The sequence below is a fragment of the Sphingomonas sp. IC081 genome, assembly GCF_006874585.1.
Classification (GTDB): Bacteria; Pseudomonadota; Alphaproteobacteria; order Sphingomonadales; family Sphingomonadaceae; genus Novosphingobium.
Genome location: NZ_CP029761.1, coordinates 1,988,101 through 2,002,097 on the forward strand (window position 1 = coordinate 1,988,101; position 13,997 = coordinate 2,002,097).

Consider the following 13,997-nt stretch of genomic DNA (forward strand, 5'->3'; position numbering starts at 1 on the left):
CCGATGCTTGCGCTGCGACCTAGCGCAACTATAGGCGATGGAGCAATGGACGTTCAACAGACCCGGTTTTCGACACAGGAAATTGCCGCGCTTGCCCGGCGGATCGATCGCCCCATCGTGCTGGTCGGCATGATGGGCGTCGGGAAATCGAGCGTGGGCAAACGCCTCGCCGCCCTGCTCGACGTGCCATTCGTCGACGCCGACGACGAGATCGAGCGCTCCGCGCAGATGACCATCCCGGAAATCTTCGCCACTTACGGCGAATCCTATTTCCGCGACGGCGAGCGCCGCGTGATCTCGCGGCTGCTGGCCGCCGGCGCCCAGCGCTCGGTGATCGCGACCGGCGGCGGCGCCTTCTGCAATGCCGAGACGCGCGACCTGATCCTCGGCAACGCCATCACCGTGTGGCTCGACAGCGAAGTCGAGACACTGGTTGACCGCACCGCACGCAAGGACAACCGCCCGCTGCTGCAGGGCGGCGACCCGCGCGAGATCCTCGGCCGCCTGCGGGACGAACGCCGCCCGCACTACCAGCAGGCCCCCATCCACGTGCTGTCCTCCCCCGGGCCGCATGTGCAGACCATCAACAAGGTACTTCAAGGACTCTCGCAATGGCTGTGATTTGCGTCGACATCGCCGGGCGCCCCTATGAAGTGCGCGTCGGCGCCGGGCTGCTGGCCGAACTCGTTCCCAATTGCCGCGGCCTGCTGCGCAAGCGGGGCGTGCCGATCGTGACCGACACCCATGTCCATGCGGCATGGGGCGAAGTGGTCGAACGGTCGCTGCGCGACAACGGGCACGAACCGCACTGGCGCATCCTGCCGGCGGGCGAGGCGACCAAGTCGTGGGACGAACTGGCCGCGACGGTGAACTGGCTGCTCGAACTCGGCGTCGAGCGGGGCGACAGCGTGATCGCCCTTGGCGGCGGCGTGATCGGCGATCTCACCGGTTTCTGCGCCTCGGTGCTGAAGCGCGGCTGCAAGTTCATCCAGGTGCCGACGACCCTGCTCGCGCAGGTCGATTCGAGCGTCGGCGGCAAGACCGCGATCAACACGCCCGCCGGCAAGAACCTCGTCGGCGCCTTCCACCAGCCCTCGCTGGTGCTGGCCGACCTTTCCGCGCTCGACACCCTGCCCCGCCGCGACCTCCTGGCGGGCTATGCCGAAGTGGTGAAGTACGGCCTGATCGACGATGCCGACTTCTTCGCCTGGTGCGATGCCAATGCCGCCGCCATGATCGACGGCGATGCGGCCCTGCGCGAATATGCCGTCGCCCATTCGGTGGCGAGCAAGGCGCGCATCGTGGCCGAGGACGAGTTCGAGACCACCGGCAAGCGCGCGCTGCTCAACCTCGGCCATACGTTCGGCCATGCGCTGGAGGCCGAAACCGGCTTCTCCGCCCGCCTGCTCCACGGCGAAGGCGTGGCGCTGGGCATGGTGCTGGCCGCGCGCTACTCCGCCCGCAAGGGCCTGATGCCGCAGGCGAGCGCCGAGCACGTCGCCCGCCACATCGGCGAGATCGGCCTGCCCGCCAGCCTCTCCGCGCTCGGCCTCGAATGCGATGGCCGCGCGCTGGTGGAACACATGCTCCACGACAAGAAGATGGATGCCGGCACCCTGCCCTTCCTGCTGATGAAAGGCATCGGCCAGACCTACCTCGACCGCGAGGTCTCGCTGGACGATGTCGCCGTCTTCCTCGATGAGGAACTGGCCCGCAGCCCGGCGTAAAACTGGGCCGCTTCGGCGGCTTGCGGGAACTTTCATCACGCGCCTCGTGTCATCCCTTGCATCACCGCAAGGGAGCAAAAGCCATGCCCGCAAAGTCCAGAGCCCAGCAGAAAGCCGCAGGCGCGGCGCTCTCCGCCAAACGCGGGGAAACGAAGAAGAGCGCCCTCAAAGGCGCCTCGCGCGAGATGGTGGAGAGCATGACGGAAAAGCAATTGGAGGACCTTGCCTCCACCAGCCATAAGGGCAAGCCGGAGCACGTCCCGCATTGAGGCACTCCGCTGACGGCATGACGTCATTGGCGTGACATTTCCCGGACGCGCCATTATAGGCGCACAACAAGAACATAACCATCCTTCAAATATAACAATATTTCCGGGATCGCCATGACCGTTGCCGAAGCCACCCCCGAGCTCGACTTCCCCGAAGAAGCCTCGCGAGACGATCGCGCCTTCCTCGGCCACCCCAAGGGCCTTGGCTATCTCTCCTTCGTGGAAGGCTGCGAGCGCTTTTCGTACTATGCCATGCAGACGCTGCTCGTGCTCTACATGGTCAAGTACCTGCTCCTGCCCGAAAACGTCGGGAAAGTGCTGGGCCTGTCATGGCTGCGCGGCTGGCACTATGCCGGGCTCGACGGTCAGCCGCTCGCCTCCGCGATCTTCGGCGACTACACCTCGCTCGTCTACCTGACACCCATTCTCGGCGGCGTCATCGCCGACCGCTGGCTGGGCCGCAAGGCGACGCTGATCGCCGGCGCCGTCATCATGTCGATCGGCCACTTCCTGATGGCGTTCGAGGGCCTGTTCCTCTTCGCGCTGATCTCGCTCGTTGTCGGCGTCGGCCTGTTCAAGGGCAATATCGCCAGCCAGGTGGGCGAACTCTACAAGCCCAATGACCTGCGCCGCGCGATGGCCTTCCAGATCTTCTACATCGCCATCAACGTCTCGGTAATCGCGGCCCCGCTGATCTCCGGCACGCTGGGTGAGAAAGTGGGCTGGCATTACGGCTTCGGCTCCGCCGGGGTCGTCATGGTCATCAGCCTGCTTGCTTATCTGAAAGCGCAGCCCTGGCTTCCCGCCGACAATCGCGCGGCAAAAGACGGCACCAAGGCACCCCGCACCCGCCTCACCAAGTCCGACTGGCCGCGCCTTGGTGCGCTGGCCGTGCTGGTACCGGTGCTGGCCATCGCGATGATGACCAATCAGGAGATCTTCAACGCCTACCTCGTCTGGGCGGACGACAAGTTCCAGCTGACTTTCTTCGGCGACACCCTGCCCACAAGCTGGATGATCACCGTGGACGCTACCCTCAGCTTCTCGATGCTGGTCGGCGTGGCGGCGTTCTGGAAATGGTATTCCGCCCGCACCGGCCGCGAACCCGATGAACTGGGCAAGATGATCATCGGTTCGGTCTTCTCGATCTGCGGCGGCATGTGCCTGGTGATCGCGGCAGCCACCGCAGGCGGCGGCAAGATCGGCCTGTTCTGGCCGGTGATGTTCCACCTGTTCAACTCGATCGGCTTTGCCCACATCATGCCGGTGAGCCTCGCCCTCTTCACCAAGATCGCGCCGCGTTCGCTCAATGCGACGGTGGTGGGCATCTACTATCTGGCCTTCTTCGGCGCGAACAAGATCGTCGGCGTGGTCGGCGGCTGGTATTCGACGATGGACACCGTGTCCTTCTGGCTGACCCACGTGGGCGCTGCCGCATTCGGCCTGATCGCCTTCGCCGCGTTCAAGATCGTGCTGGGCAAGACGCTGGCGGGCGAGCCCGGCCCCGCCTGATTGCAATAACGGCGCCCCTGCTCAGGCAAGGGCGCCGTTATTGCTTCAAGCGTCAGGACTTCTCAGCCGAACACCGCGACCGACTGCATCCCCGCAATCACCGGCCTGCCCGCCGCATTCCACTGCAGGATATGCTCGCTCGCCCCGCCGTCTCGGGCGAATTCGCTGGTCGAGCGCAGCAGCCACCAGCCGTCCTCGGTCGCAGGCGTAGGCTCCAGCAGGTTGACGTGCCAGTGCATCGAACTGATCGGCACACGGAAATTCAGTAGCGGCAGAACCGCCGTCGGCAGCGCATCGCCGATCAGTACGGCTTCCAGCGCCGGATCGAGCCCGTCACGCTCCTTGAGGCGCACCCACCAGCACAGGTCCGCTTCCCCCAGCGCCGATTTCGGCAAGGCAAAGCGCGCATCGAAATTCTCGCGCAGGAAAGCGGGCGCATGGTCCATCGGCACCGGCTTCGCGTGTTGGGCCGGGTTCACGCCTTCCGGCATAAGATAACCGGCAATATCCGCCGCGCTTTCGATCTGGCGCATGAACACGAAGCTGGCGCTGAAACCGACGCCCTTCTCGTTCGACAGTTCCGCTGAAACCCAGGTGGCATTGCGCCCCTTGCGCACGATCCGCGCCCGCGCCTCCACGCGGCCCGCCAGCGGCGCGATCATCGCGAACTGGCCGGAGCGCAGCGGCGGCAATTCGGCATCGACCCGCTGCGCTGCCGCCAGCGACAGCGCCGACGTCAGCCCGCCGTAAGCGGTGCGCCCTTGAAGCCACTCCTCGGTAATGTCGAAGGCGAAACCACCGTCGATCTCTTCCGCTGCGGCAAGACGCGCGGCAAAACCCGTCATCAGAATATACCTTGAAGCGTTGGGCTTGAAGTGCTGGGAATGCGGCTCTCCGACGGATCGGAGAGCCGCAAGGCATCATTCCATTTCGAGGATCACGGCATCCACGGCAAGGCTTTCGCCCGCCTTGGCATTGACCGCCTTCACCACGCCCGACTTCTCGGCGCGCAGGATGTTCTCCATCTTCATGGCCTCGACGACGGCAAGCGGCTGACCCGCCTCGACCTTGTCGCCCTCGCCCACATGGAGCGCGACGAGCAGGCCCGGCATCGGGCAGATCAGGAACTTCGAAAGATCCGGCGGGATCTTTTCGATCATGTGCTTGTTGAGCGGCGCCACGCGGCTCGGCAGGATCAGCACATCGTGGATGCAGCCGCGCGTGGTCATCTTCAGGCCCGTGCGCGTGGGCGCAACGCGGATGCCGATGAGCTCGCCGTCGATCTCCGCTTCGATCAGGCGATCGCCCGGCGTGTATTCCATCGCCAGTTCGACCGAAACGCCGTTCACGGTGACGTCCTCATCGTCGATGACGACTTCGTACGGCGCCTTGTCGATGGTAACGGTCCATTCCGACGGCGGCATCAGGCGGCGCGGTGCCAGCTGGCCATCGACGCGGCGCGCACGGTCGGCCCGCGCGGTGGCGACGAAGGCGGCAACGGCGGCCAGCTTGCCCTTCAATTCTTCGGGCGCCGGCGCGCCGGTGAAGCCTTCGGGATATTCCTCGGCAATGAAGCCGGTGGTCAGTTCGCCCGAGCGGAAGCGCGGGTGCTGCATGATGGCCGAGACGAAATCGATGTTATGGCCAAGGCCCTCGATCTCGAACAGGTCGAGCGCGGCAACCTGCTTGTCGGCCGCCTCGTCGCGGGTCTCGCCCCAGGTGATCAGCTTGGCGATCATGGGGTCGTAGAACATCGAGACTTCGCCGCCTTCGTAGACGCCGTCATCGACACGAATGCCGTCCACACCGCGACGGCCGTTCTCCGAACCGTCGTCGGTCCAGCCGTCAACCGGCGGGTTGTAGCGCACAAGACGGCCGGTCGAGGGCAGGAAGCCGCGATAGGGATCTTCGGCATAGACGCGGTTTTCGATGGCCCAGCCGTCGATCTTCACGTCGTCCTGCGTCATCTCCAGCTTCTCGCCGGCGGCGACGCGGATCATCTGCTCGACGAGGTCAACGCCGGTGATCGCCTCGGTAACCGGGTGCTCGACCTGAAGGCGGGTGTTCATTTCCAGGAAATAGAAGCTCTCGCCCGTCGGGTCGGCGCCCGAGACGATCAGTTCCACCGTACCCGCCGAGTAGTAGCCAACGGCACGCGACAGGGCGACGCACTGCTCGCCCATGGCCTTGCGCATCTTTTCGGTGACGAAGGGCGACGGCGCTTCCTCGACCACCTTCTGGTGGCGGCGCTGGATCGAGCATTCGCGCTCATTCAGGTAGAGGATGTTGCCGTGCTTGTCGCCGAGGATCTGGATCTCGATGTGGCGCGGGTTGAGGATGAACTTCTCGATGAAGACGCGGTCGTCGCCGAAGGAGTTCAGGCCTTCGCGCTTCACGCTCTCGAAGCCCTCGCGCACGTCCTGCTCGCTATAGGCAAGGCGCATGCCCTTGCCGCCGCCGCCCGCGCTGGCCTTCATCATCACCGGATAGCCGATCTCGTTCGAGATGCGCACCGCGTGCTCGGTATCCTCGATCTCGCCTACGAAGCCGGGGACGACGTTGACGCCGGCCTGCTTGGCAAGCTTCTTGGACTCGATCTTGTCACCCATCGCGGCAATCGCGCCGACGGGGGGGCCGATGAACTCGATACCCTCTGCGGCCAGAGCCTCTGCGAAGGAGGTACGTTCGGACAGGAAGCCGTAGCCCGGATGGACGGCCTCGGCGCCGGTCTGCTTGCAGGCCTGGATGATCTTGTCGGCAATCAGGTACGACTGCGCGGCGGGCGCGGGGCCGATGTGGACGGCCTCATCGGCCATCTGCACGAACGGCGCGCGGGCATCGGCGTCCGAATAGACGGCCACCGTCTGGATGCCCATGCGGCGCGCGGTCTTGATCACACGGCAGGCAATCTCGCCCCGGTTTGCGATGAGGATTTTCTTGAACATCTCAATCCCTGTCTTTTGTCCTACGCCAAGCGGCGAAAAGTCCCACCAAGATCAGAACGATCAGGCTCCCCGGAAACATGAGGAACTTGATCAGCCCATCGTTCTTGCATGCCGTACTGCCAGGGCGACCGCAGTCTCCCATCGCCGCGCCGACCAGCAACGTCGCCACAAAGGCAGTGCCGAGCAGCCCCAGCGCAATGCAGCCCAGATGCTGCTTCAGGCTTGCGCCGGAATCGCTGAAGCTCACCCGTCACCGCCCCTCTCGTCGTCATCCCCGCGAAGGCGGGGATCCCGCTCGTTCGCGAGGCTCCGCAAGGAAGCGGGATCCCCGCCTCCGCGGGGATGACGAGAAAGGCCGAATGTCACCGCTCGCCCGTCTCAACAACGGCGCGCAGCTGTTTTGTGCGCGCTTCGGTCAACTCCGTGAGGCAGCCGTTCTGCTGGAGCGGCCAGATCGTGCCGCTTTCCTCACGCGGGCCGTTCTCTGCGAGGCACTGGGCGTCGCGGTAGGCGAGCCACTTGCGCTGCGCGTCGAGCAGCCGATTGAAATTTCCGCCGGGGCCCTGCCTGTCGGCGGCCTTCGCCGCCGCTGCCGCCTTCCCCCAGGCCTCGTTCATCGCCCGGTCGGCCGACTGGAAGTCGCGGTACGAACAGATGTTCATGTCCGTCTGCGTCATCGCGTTGGCGCAATCGATCGCGGGCTCCGAGGCCAGGAGAAGGATCGGCAGGATCATGCGTGGATCACTCCGCCGCTTCCAGCTTCGCGCAGCCCTTGGGCATGCGCTGGGCTTCGACCTGAGCCGGGGTCAGTTCGATGGCCATTGGCTTGATGCCGAGGCGGGCGAACATCGCCGCGTCATTGTCGTCACCCGAATTCGGCGCGGTCAGCAGCTTGTCGCCGGTGAAGATCGAGTTGGCGCCGGCCATGAAGCACATGGCCTGGGTCACTTCGGACATGCTCTCGCGGCCCGCCGAGAGGCGCACCATCGACAGCGGCATGGTGATGCGCGCAACCGCCACGGTGCGCACGAATTCGACGTCGTCGATCTTGGCGAGCGGGGTGTCGGCCAGCATGTCGCCCAGCACGGTGCCCTTGACCGGCACCAGCGCGTTGACCGGCACCGACTGCGGGTGATCGGGCAGCGTCGCCAGCGTGTGGATGAAGCCCACGCGGTCGGCGCGCGTCTCGCCCATGCCGACGATGCCGCCGGAGCAGACGTTGATGCCCGCCATGCGCACGTTCGACAGCGTATCGAGACGGTCGTCCATCGTGCGCGTGGTGATCACCTGGTCATAGCGTTCGGGCGAGGTGTCGATGTTGTGGTTGTAGTAATCGAGGCCCGCTTCGGAGAGCATGTCCGCCTGATCGGGGGTCAGCATGCCCAGCGTCATGCAGGTTTCCATGCCCATCGCACGCACGCCCTTCACCATCTCGATGATGGCGGGCATGTCGCGGTCCTTGGGGTTGCGCCAGGCGGCGCCCATGCAGAAACGGGTCGAGCCCTGATCCGCCGCCTGCGCCGCGCGCTGGAGCACCTGCTGCACTTCCATCAGCTTGGTCGCCTTGACGCCGCTGCTCGCAGAAACCGACTGCGAGCAATAGCCGCAGTCTTCCACGCAGCCGCCGGTCTTGATCGAAAGCAGCGTGGAGAGCTGCACTTCGTTGTGCGGATGGCTGGCCCGGTGCACTTCGGCCGCGCGGAACACCAGTTCGGTGAACGGCAGGTCGAACAGGCCTGCGATTTCCTCGCGGGTCCAGTCGGTACGGGGGGTGATGGCGGTGGTCTCGGTCATGATCATTCCTCAGGCGGCCGGAACGCGCGCGGGATAACGCACGGGATTGCTGGGGGCCAAAGCTCCGCCATAATCGCAAGCGCGGCGCCGATCCAGCATCGCCGTCCTTATTCCGCCGCTTCCAGCGCCGAACCAAGCGGCGGCATGTTGTGGCCGAGCAGGCGCAGTACGTCGGCGGCGCATTCCACCACGTTCGTACCGGGGCCATAAATGCCCTGAACGCCCGCATTGCGGAGGAATTCATAGTCCTGCGGCGGGATCACGCCGCCGGCGATCACCTTGATGTCGCTGCGGCCGGCTTCGCGCAGTTTCTGGATCAGTTCGGGGATCAGCGTCTTGTGCCCCGCCGCCAGCGACGATGCGCCGACCACGTCCACGCCGCTTTCCAGCGCCAGCACCACGGTTTCCTCCGGGGTCTGGAACAGCGGACCGGAAATGACCTCGAAGCCCATGTCCCCGAAGGCCGAGGCGATCACGTTGGCACCGCGATCGTGGCCATCCTGGCCCATCTTGGCAACCAGCAACCTGGGCTTGCGGCCGAGACGACGCTCGACCGCCGAGACGCCGTCCAGCACTTGCTGCCAGCGGCTGTCGCCTTCGTACGGCGCGGCATAGACGCCCTTCACCGGGGTCGGCTGGGTGCCATAACGCTGGAAGCTGTCTTCCATGGCCGAGCTGATCTCGCCCAGCGTCGCGCGGGCACGGGCGCACTCGACGGCGAGCGCGAGCAGGTTGTTCTCGATGCTGGCGGGCGCGGCGGCACCATCGCGCAGAGCCTGGAGTGCGGCCTGACAAGCCGCCTCGTCACGATCCGCCTTCATCTTGTTGATGCGGGCGATCTGGCCTTCGCGGACCTTGGCGTTGTCCACTTCCAGCGTTTCCAGCAGGTCTTCGCTGGCAAGGCGGTACTTGTTGACGCCGACGATCACGTCGTCGCCCCGGTCCACGCGGGCCTGGCGGGCGGCGGCGGCGGTCTCGATCATCGCCTTGGGCCAGCCGGCAGCAACCGCCTTGGCCATGCCGCCTTCGGCCTGCACGCGCTCGATGATCTCCCAGGCCTGGTCGACCAGCTGCTGCGTCAGCGATTCAATGTAGTAGGACCCACCCAGCGGATCGACGACATTACACATGCCGGTCTCTTCCTGGATGATGATCTGCGTGTTGCGGGCGATGCGGGCCGAGAAATCGGTCGGCAGCGCGATCGCCTCGTCCAGCGCGTTGGTGTGCAGCGACTGGGTGCCGCCGAGCATCGCCGCCATCGCCTCGATCGTGGTGCGGATGACGTTGTTGTAGGGGTCCTGCTCCTGCAGCGACACGCCCGAAGTCTGGCAGTGGGTGCGCAGCATCTTCGAGCGTTCGTCCTTGGCACCAAGCTGCGTCATCACCCGGTGCCACAGCACGCGTGCGGCGCGCAGCTTGGCCACTTCCATGAAGAAATTCATGCCGATGGCGAAGAAGAACGACAGGCGGCCGGCGAACTTGTCGATATCGAGGCCCGAGGCCACACCGTACTTCACGTATTCCGCGCCGTCGGCGATGGTGAAGGCCAGTTCCTGCACCTGTGTCGCCCCGGCTTCCTGCATGTGATAGCCGGAAATCGAGATCGAGTTGAACTTCGGCATCTCGCGGCTGGTGTAGCCGAAGATGTCCGAGATGATCCGCATCGAAGGCTCTGGCGGGTAGATATAGGTGTTGCGGACCATGAACTCCTTGAGGATGTCGTTCTGGATGGTCCCGTCGAGCAGCTTGCGGTCGACGCCCTGCTCTTCACCGGCAACGATGAAGAAGGCCAGGATCGGGATCACCGCGCCGTTCATCGTCATCGAGACCGACATCTTGTCGAGCGGAATGCCGTCGAACAGGATCTTCATGTCCTCGACGGAATCGATGGCGACCCCGGCCTTGCCCACGTCCCCCACGACGCGCGGATGATCGCTGTCATAGCCACGATGGGTGGCAAGGTCGAAGGCGACCGAAAGCCCCTTCTGGCCCGCCGCAAGGTTGCGGCGATAGAAGGCGTTCGATTCCTCGGCAGTAGAGAAGCCCGCGTACTGGCGGATGGTCCAGGGGCGGCCGGCATACATCGAGGCACGCACGCCGCGCGTGAAGGGGGCAAAGCCGGGAAGGCCGGGATCGCCCACCTTGTCCGGGGTCACGTCCTCGGCAGTGTAGAGCGGCTTCACCGCAATACCCTCGGGCGTGTTCCAGGTCAGGTCCTTCCCCTTGACCTCCTTGTCGGCGGCTGCCTTCCAGTCGTTGATGTCTGCCATGTTCCGCATCCCTTCCGGCCCGCTCGCATTGCCGCGGACCGTAAATCCTATCAGTGAGCGCCCTTGGGCGTTTCCATGATCTCGGTGAGCTGACCGCCCATGTCCCGGGGGTGGACGAAGAAGATCAGCGTCCCGTGCGCGCCCATGCGCGGCTCACCCAGCACGCGCTTGCCGAGGCTCTCGAACCAGGCCTTGGCGGCGTGAATGTCCGGCACTTCGTAACAGATGTGGTGCTGCCCCCCGAGCGGGTTCTTCTCCAGCCACTTGCCCACCGCCGAGTCCGGCGCGGTCGGCTGGAGCAGCTCGATCTGCGTACCCGCCGTGCCATTTTCACCGGGCGTGTTGACGAAGCAGACGCGCACCTGCTGGCTTTCGAGCACGAACGGCTCGGTGATGTCGGTCGCGCCCATGACGTCGCGGTAGAACGCGATAGAAGCGTCGAGATCCGGCGTCGCGACGCCAATGTGGTTGAGACGGCCAAGCTTCACAGTCTTACTCCGCATTCTCGATGATGAGGGCGATGCCCTGCCCGCCGCCGATGCACATGGTGACGAGGCCGTACCTGCCGCCCGAACGCTTCAGTTCGTAGGCAGCCTTGATCGTCAGCATGCAGCCCGTCGCGCCGACCGGGTGGCCGATCGAGACGCCAGAGCCGTTGATGTTGGTCTTGGCGGGATCGAAGCCGAGCACCTTGGCGCAGGCCGCGGCCTGGGCGGCAAAGGCCTCGTTGCTCTCGATCACGTCGATCTCATCGAGCGTGAGCCCGGCGCGTTCGAGCGCGATGGGAGTGGCCTTGATCGGCCCCTCGCCCATGTATTCGGGCTCGACCCCGGCGTGGCCCCAGGCGACGATCTTCGCCAGCGGCTTGAGCCCGCGCTTTGCGACTTCGCTGCCGGTCGCCAGCACGACCATCGCCGCGCCGTCGTTGATACCCGAAGCGTTGCCCGCGGTGACGGTGCCGTCCTTCTTGAAGGCCGCGCGCATCGCGCCCAGCACTTCCATCGTAGTGTCGCCCTTCACATGCTCGTCGGTGTCGAACACGGTCACGCCCTTGCGGGTCTTGATCTCGATGGGGAGGATCTGCTCCTTGAAGCGTCCTTCCGCGATCGCCGCCGCCGCGCGCTGGTGGCTGGTGACGGCCAGCCGGTCCATGTCCTCGCGGGTGATCTGGTGGCGCTCGGCCACGTTCTCCGCCGTGATGCCCATGTGATAGCCGCCGATGGCGTCCGACAGACCCAGCGTGAGCGCGTCTTCCTGCGTATTGGCGCCCATCTTGCGCCCCCAGCGCACGCCGTGATCATGGTAGGGCACGTTCGACATCGATTCCGCGCCGCCCGCGAGCGTAACCGAGGCCTCGCCCAGCTTCATCGCGCGCGCCGCGTTGACGATCGCCTCGACGCCCGAGCCGCACAGGCGGTTGAGCGTGAGCGCGGGCACCGAGAGCGGCACGCCGGCATTGATGCCGATCACCCGGCTGAGCATCTCGTCGCGCGCGCTGGTCGGCATGACCTGCCCGACAACGACATGGCCCACGGCCTCGGGCTCGATCCCGGCGCGCTTGAGCGCTTCGGCGGCGACAAGGCCGCCGAGGTCCGAGGGCATGAACGACTTCAGCGAACCGCCGAAGTCGCCGACTGCCGTGCGCACGCCACTGACGATGTAGATGTCTTCAAGATCAGCCATCACCCGGTTCCCAATTTCAACCAGATCAGCCCGGCAAGCACGCCAAGGCCGCCCAGAAAGTTCATTGTCACGGCGAGGCCGAACATCGTCGTGCCTCGCGCGAATTCATCGTCGTTCAGGAACTGCAACGGAATGCGCACAGTCCCTTCACGCAATCCTCTAACCCCGTTCCACAGGAACGCGCTGGCGATGCCGGTAAAAACAAAGATCTGCCAGACATCGAGGAATTCCAGCGTCACAGCGGAATGTTGTCGTGCTTCTTCCAGGGGTTTTCGAGGCTCTTGGTCCGCAGCTTGCGCAGGCCCAGCGCGATGCGCCGACGGGTCGAGTGCGGGTAGATGACCTCATCGATGTACCCCCGGCTCGCCGCCACGAAGGGATTGGCGAAGCGGTCCTCGTATTCCTTGGTCTTCTCGGCGATGCCTTCGGGCGAAAGGCCGCGGAAGATGATCTCCACCGCGCCCTTGGCGCCCATGACCGCGATTTCGGCGGTCGGCCAGGCATAGTTGAGATCGCCGCGCAGGTGCTTGGACGCCATGACGTCGTAGGCGCCGCCATAGGCCTTGCGGGTGATCACGGTGATCTTGGGCACGGTCGCCTCGGCATAGGCGAACAGCAGCTTGGCGCCGTGCTTGATGATGCCGTTGTGCTCCTGATCGGTGCCCGGCAGGAAGCCCGGAACGTCCACGAAGGTGATGATCGGGATGTTGAAGGCATCGCAGAAGCGCACGAAACGCGCGGCCTTCTTCGACGAATTGATGTCCAGCACGCCCGCCAGCACCATCGGCTGGTTGGCGACGACGCCCACGGTCTTGCCCTCGATACGGCCGAAACCGACGATGATGTTGCCTGCATGCAGCGGCTGGACCTCGAAGAAGTCACCCTCGTCGAGCGTCTTCTTGATGACTTCGTGCATGTCGTAAGGCTGGTTGGCCGAGGGCGGGATCACGGTGTCGAGGCTTTCCTCGGCGCGGTCCCACGGATCGGCGCAAGGACGCTCGGGCACTTCCTCGCGGTTGTTCAGCGGCAGGAAATCGAAGAAATCGCGCGCCGCCAGCAGCGCCTCGATATCGTTCTCGAGTGCAAGGTCGGACACCGAAGTCTTGCTGGAGTGCGTGACCGCGCCGCCCAGTTCTTCCTGCGTAACGACTTCGTTGGTCACGGTCTTCACCACGTCCGGCCCGGTGACGAACATGTAGGAGCTGTCCTTCACCATGAAGATGAAGTCCGTCATCGCCGGCGAGTAGACCGCGCCGCCCGCGCAGGGGCCCATGATCAGCGAGAGCTGCGGCACCACGCCCGAGGCGAGCACGTTGCGCTGGAACACTTCGGCATAACCGCCAAGCGAGGCCACGCCTTCCTGGATGCGCGCGCCGCCGGAATCGTTGAGACCGATGACGGGGGCGCCGACCTTCATCGCGTTGTCCATCAGCTTGCAGATCTTCTGCGCGTGACGGTGCGACAGAGAGCCACCGAACACGGTGAAATCCTGACTGAACACATACACAAGGCGGCCATTGATGGTGCCCGAACCGGTAACGACACCGTCGCCGGGGATGCGCTGGCTTTCCATGCCGAAGTCGGTGCAGTCATGCTCGACGTAGAGATCGAACTCCTCGAAGCTGCCTTCGTCCAGCAGGATGTCGAGACGTTCGCGCGCGGTCAGCTTGCCCTTGGCGTGCTGCGCGGCGATGCGCTTTTCACCACCACCCAGCTTCGCTGCGGCGCGGCGCTTCTCCATTTCGGCGATATTCGCTGACATCCGTTATCCCTTGCAGTGACCTTGCAGTACCTGGG

14 protein-coding genes are annotated in these 13,997 nt (G+C 65.0%); 4 read left to right on the forward strand and 10 right to left on the reverse strand.

Features of this window, described 5'->3' with window-relative positions; translation table 11 throughout:
* The first annotated feature begins 45 nt into the window (after positions 1–45).
* From DM450_RS09665 to DM450_RS09680, 4 genes are all read left to right on the forward strand, one after another.
* The gene (locus tag DM450_RS09665) at positions 46–621 is read left to right on the forward strand and encodes a shikimate kinase (protein ID WP_142634348.1); all 576 of its coding nucleotides are present in this window, start codon (positions 46–48) and stop codon (positions 619–621) included.
* Positions 612–1,727 carry a 3-dehydroquinate synthase gene (gene aroB, locus DM450_RS09670; protein ID WP_142634350.1) on the forward strand — a complete coding sequence of 372 codons (1,116 nt, stop codon included), beginning with the start codon at positions 612–614 and terminating at the stop codon, positions 1,725–1,727. The genes DM450_RS09665 and aroB overlap by 10 nt, the downstream gene beginning before the upstream one ends.
* 83 nt (positions 1,728–1,810) lie before the next feature.
* Positions 1,811–1,996: a DUF3008 family protein gene (locus DM450_RS09675; RefSeq protein ID WP_142634352.1), complete on the forward strand. Its 186-nt coding sequence runs from the start codon at positions 1,811–1,813 to the stop codon at positions 1,994–1,996.
* Positions 1,997–2,110: 114 nt separating this feature from the next.
* Positions 2,111–3,508 carry a peptide MFS transporter gene (locus tag DM450_RS09680; RefSeq protein WP_142634354.1) on the forward strand — a complete coding sequence of 466 codons (1,398 nt, stop codon included), beginning with the start codon at positions 2,111–2,113 and terminating at the stop codon, positions 3,506–3,508.
* Positions 3,509–3,570: 62 nt separating this feature from the next.
* Here the strand turns inward: DM450_RS09680 and DM450_RS09685 are convergent, their stop codons facing one another.
* From DM450_RS09685 to DM450_RS09730, 10 genes are all read right to left on the reverse strand, one after another.
* Positions 3,571–4,353, reverse strand: a complete 783-nt coding sequence (locus DM450_RS09685) for a thioesterase family protein (RefSeq protein WP_142634356.1) — start codon at positions 4,351–4,353, stop codon at positions 3,571–3,573.
* 75 nt (positions 4,354–4,428) lie between these two features.
* Positions 4,429–6,453 (reverse strand): acetyl/propionyl/methylcrotonyl-CoA carboxylase subunit alpha, encoded by a 2,025-nt coding sequence (locus DM450_RS09690; RefSeq protein ID WP_142634358.1) that lies wholly within the window; start codon positions 6,451–6,453, stop codon positions 4,429–4,431.
* Position 6,454: 1 nt separating this feature from the next.
* On the reverse strand, positions 6,455–6,700 hold the full coding sequence (locus tag DM450_RS09695) for a hypothetical protein (RefSeq protein WP_142634360.1): 246 nt from the start codon (positions 6,698–6,700) through the stop codon (positions 6,455–6,457).
* Positions 6,701–6,815: 115 nt separating this feature from the next.
* Positions 6,816–7,187 carry a lysozyme inhibitor LprI family protein gene (locus DM450_RS09700; RefSeq protein WP_142634362.1) on the reverse strand — a complete coding sequence of 124 codons (372 nt, stop codon included), beginning with the start codon at positions 7,185–7,187 and terminating at the stop codon, positions 6,816–6,818.
* 7 nt (positions 7,188–7,194) lie between these two features.
* Positions 7,195–8,247, reverse strand: coding sequence for a biotin synthase BioB (bioB, locus tag DM450_RS09705; RefSeq protein ID WP_142634364.1), 1,053 nt, complete (start codon positions 8,245–8,247; stop codon positions 7,195–7,197).
* 107 nt (positions 8,248–8,354) lie between these two features.
* Positions 8,355–10,517: a methylmalonyl-CoA mutase gene (gene scpA / locus DM450_RS09710; RefSeq protein WP_185928584.1), complete on the reverse strand. Its 2,163-nt coding sequence runs from the start codon at positions 10,515–10,517 to the stop codon at positions 8,355–8,357.
* A gap of 50 nt (positions 10,518–10,567) precedes the next feature.
* Positions 10,568–11,005: a methylmalonyl-CoA epimerase gene (gene mce / locus DM450_RS09715; RefSeq protein WP_142634367.1), complete on the reverse strand. Its 438-nt coding sequence runs from the start codon at positions 11,003–11,005 to the stop codon at positions 10,568–10,570.
* A gap of 4 nt (positions 11,006–11,009) precedes the next feature.
* Complete coding sequence (gene bktB, locus DM450_RS09720) at positions 11,010–12,200, reverse strand: beta-ketothiolase BktB (protein ID WP_142634369.1); 1,191 nt, start codon at positions 12,198–12,200, stop codon at positions 11,010–11,012.
* On the reverse strand, positions 12,200–12,439 hold the full coding sequence (locus DM450_RS09725) for a hypothetical protein (RefSeq protein WP_142634371.1): 240 nt from the start codon (positions 12,437–12,439) through the stop codon (positions 12,200–12,202). Before DM450_RS09725 ends, bktB begins: the two co-directional genes overlap by 1 nt.
* Positions 12,436–13,962, reverse strand: coding sequence for an acyl-CoA carboxylase subunit beta (locus DM450_RS09730; RefSeq protein ID WP_142634373.1), 1,527 nt, complete (start codon positions 13,960–13,962; stop codon positions 12,436–12,438). Before DM450_RS09730 ends, DM450_RS09725 begins: the two co-directional genes overlap by 4 nt.
* Positions 13,963–13,997: the final 35 nt, after the last annotated feature.

Coding starts and splice junctions, on each gene's coding strand:
- DM450_RS09665 (WP_142634348.1), top strand. CDS start 46: ATGGACGTTCAACAGACCCGGTTTTCGACACAGGAAATTGCCGCGCTT.
- aroB (WP_142634350.1), top strand. CDS start 612: ATGGCTGTGATTTGCGTCGACATCGCCGGGCGCCCCTATGAAGTGCGC.
- DM450_RS09675 (WP_142634352.1), top strand. CDS start 1,811: ATGCCCGCAAAGTCCAGAGCCCAGCAGAAAGCCGCAGGCGCGGCGCTC.
- DM450_RS09680 (WP_142634354.1), top strand. CDS start 2,111: ATGACCGTTGCCGAAGCCACCCCCGAGCTCGACTTCCCCGAAGAAGCC.
- DM450_RS09685 (WP_142634356.1), bottom strand. CDS start 4,353: ATGACGGGTTTTGCCGCGCGTCTTGCCGCAGCGGAAGAGATCGACGGT.
- DM450_RS09690 (WP_142634358.1), bottom strand. CDS start 6,453: ATGTTCAAGAAAATCCTCATCGCAAACCGGGGCGAGATTGCCTGCCGT.
- DM450_RS09700 (WP_142634362.1), bottom strand. CDS start 7,187: ATGATCCTGCCGATCCTTCTCCTGGCCTCGGAGCCCGCGATCGATTGC.
- bioB (WP_142634364.1), bottom strand. CDS start 8,247: ATGACCGAGACCACCGCCATCACCCCCCGTACCGACTGGACCCGCGAG.
- scpA (WP_185928584.1), bottom strand. CDS start 10,517: ATGGCAGACATCAACGACTGGAAGGCAGCCGCCGACAAGGAGGTCAAG.
- bktB (WP_142634369.1), bottom strand. CDS start 12,200: ATGGCTGATCTTGAAGACATCTACATCGTCAGTGGCGTGCGCACGGCA.
- DM450_RS09730 (WP_142634373.1), bottom strand. CDS start 13,962: ATGTCAGCGAATATCGCCGAAATGGAGAAGCGCCGCGCCGCAGCGAAG.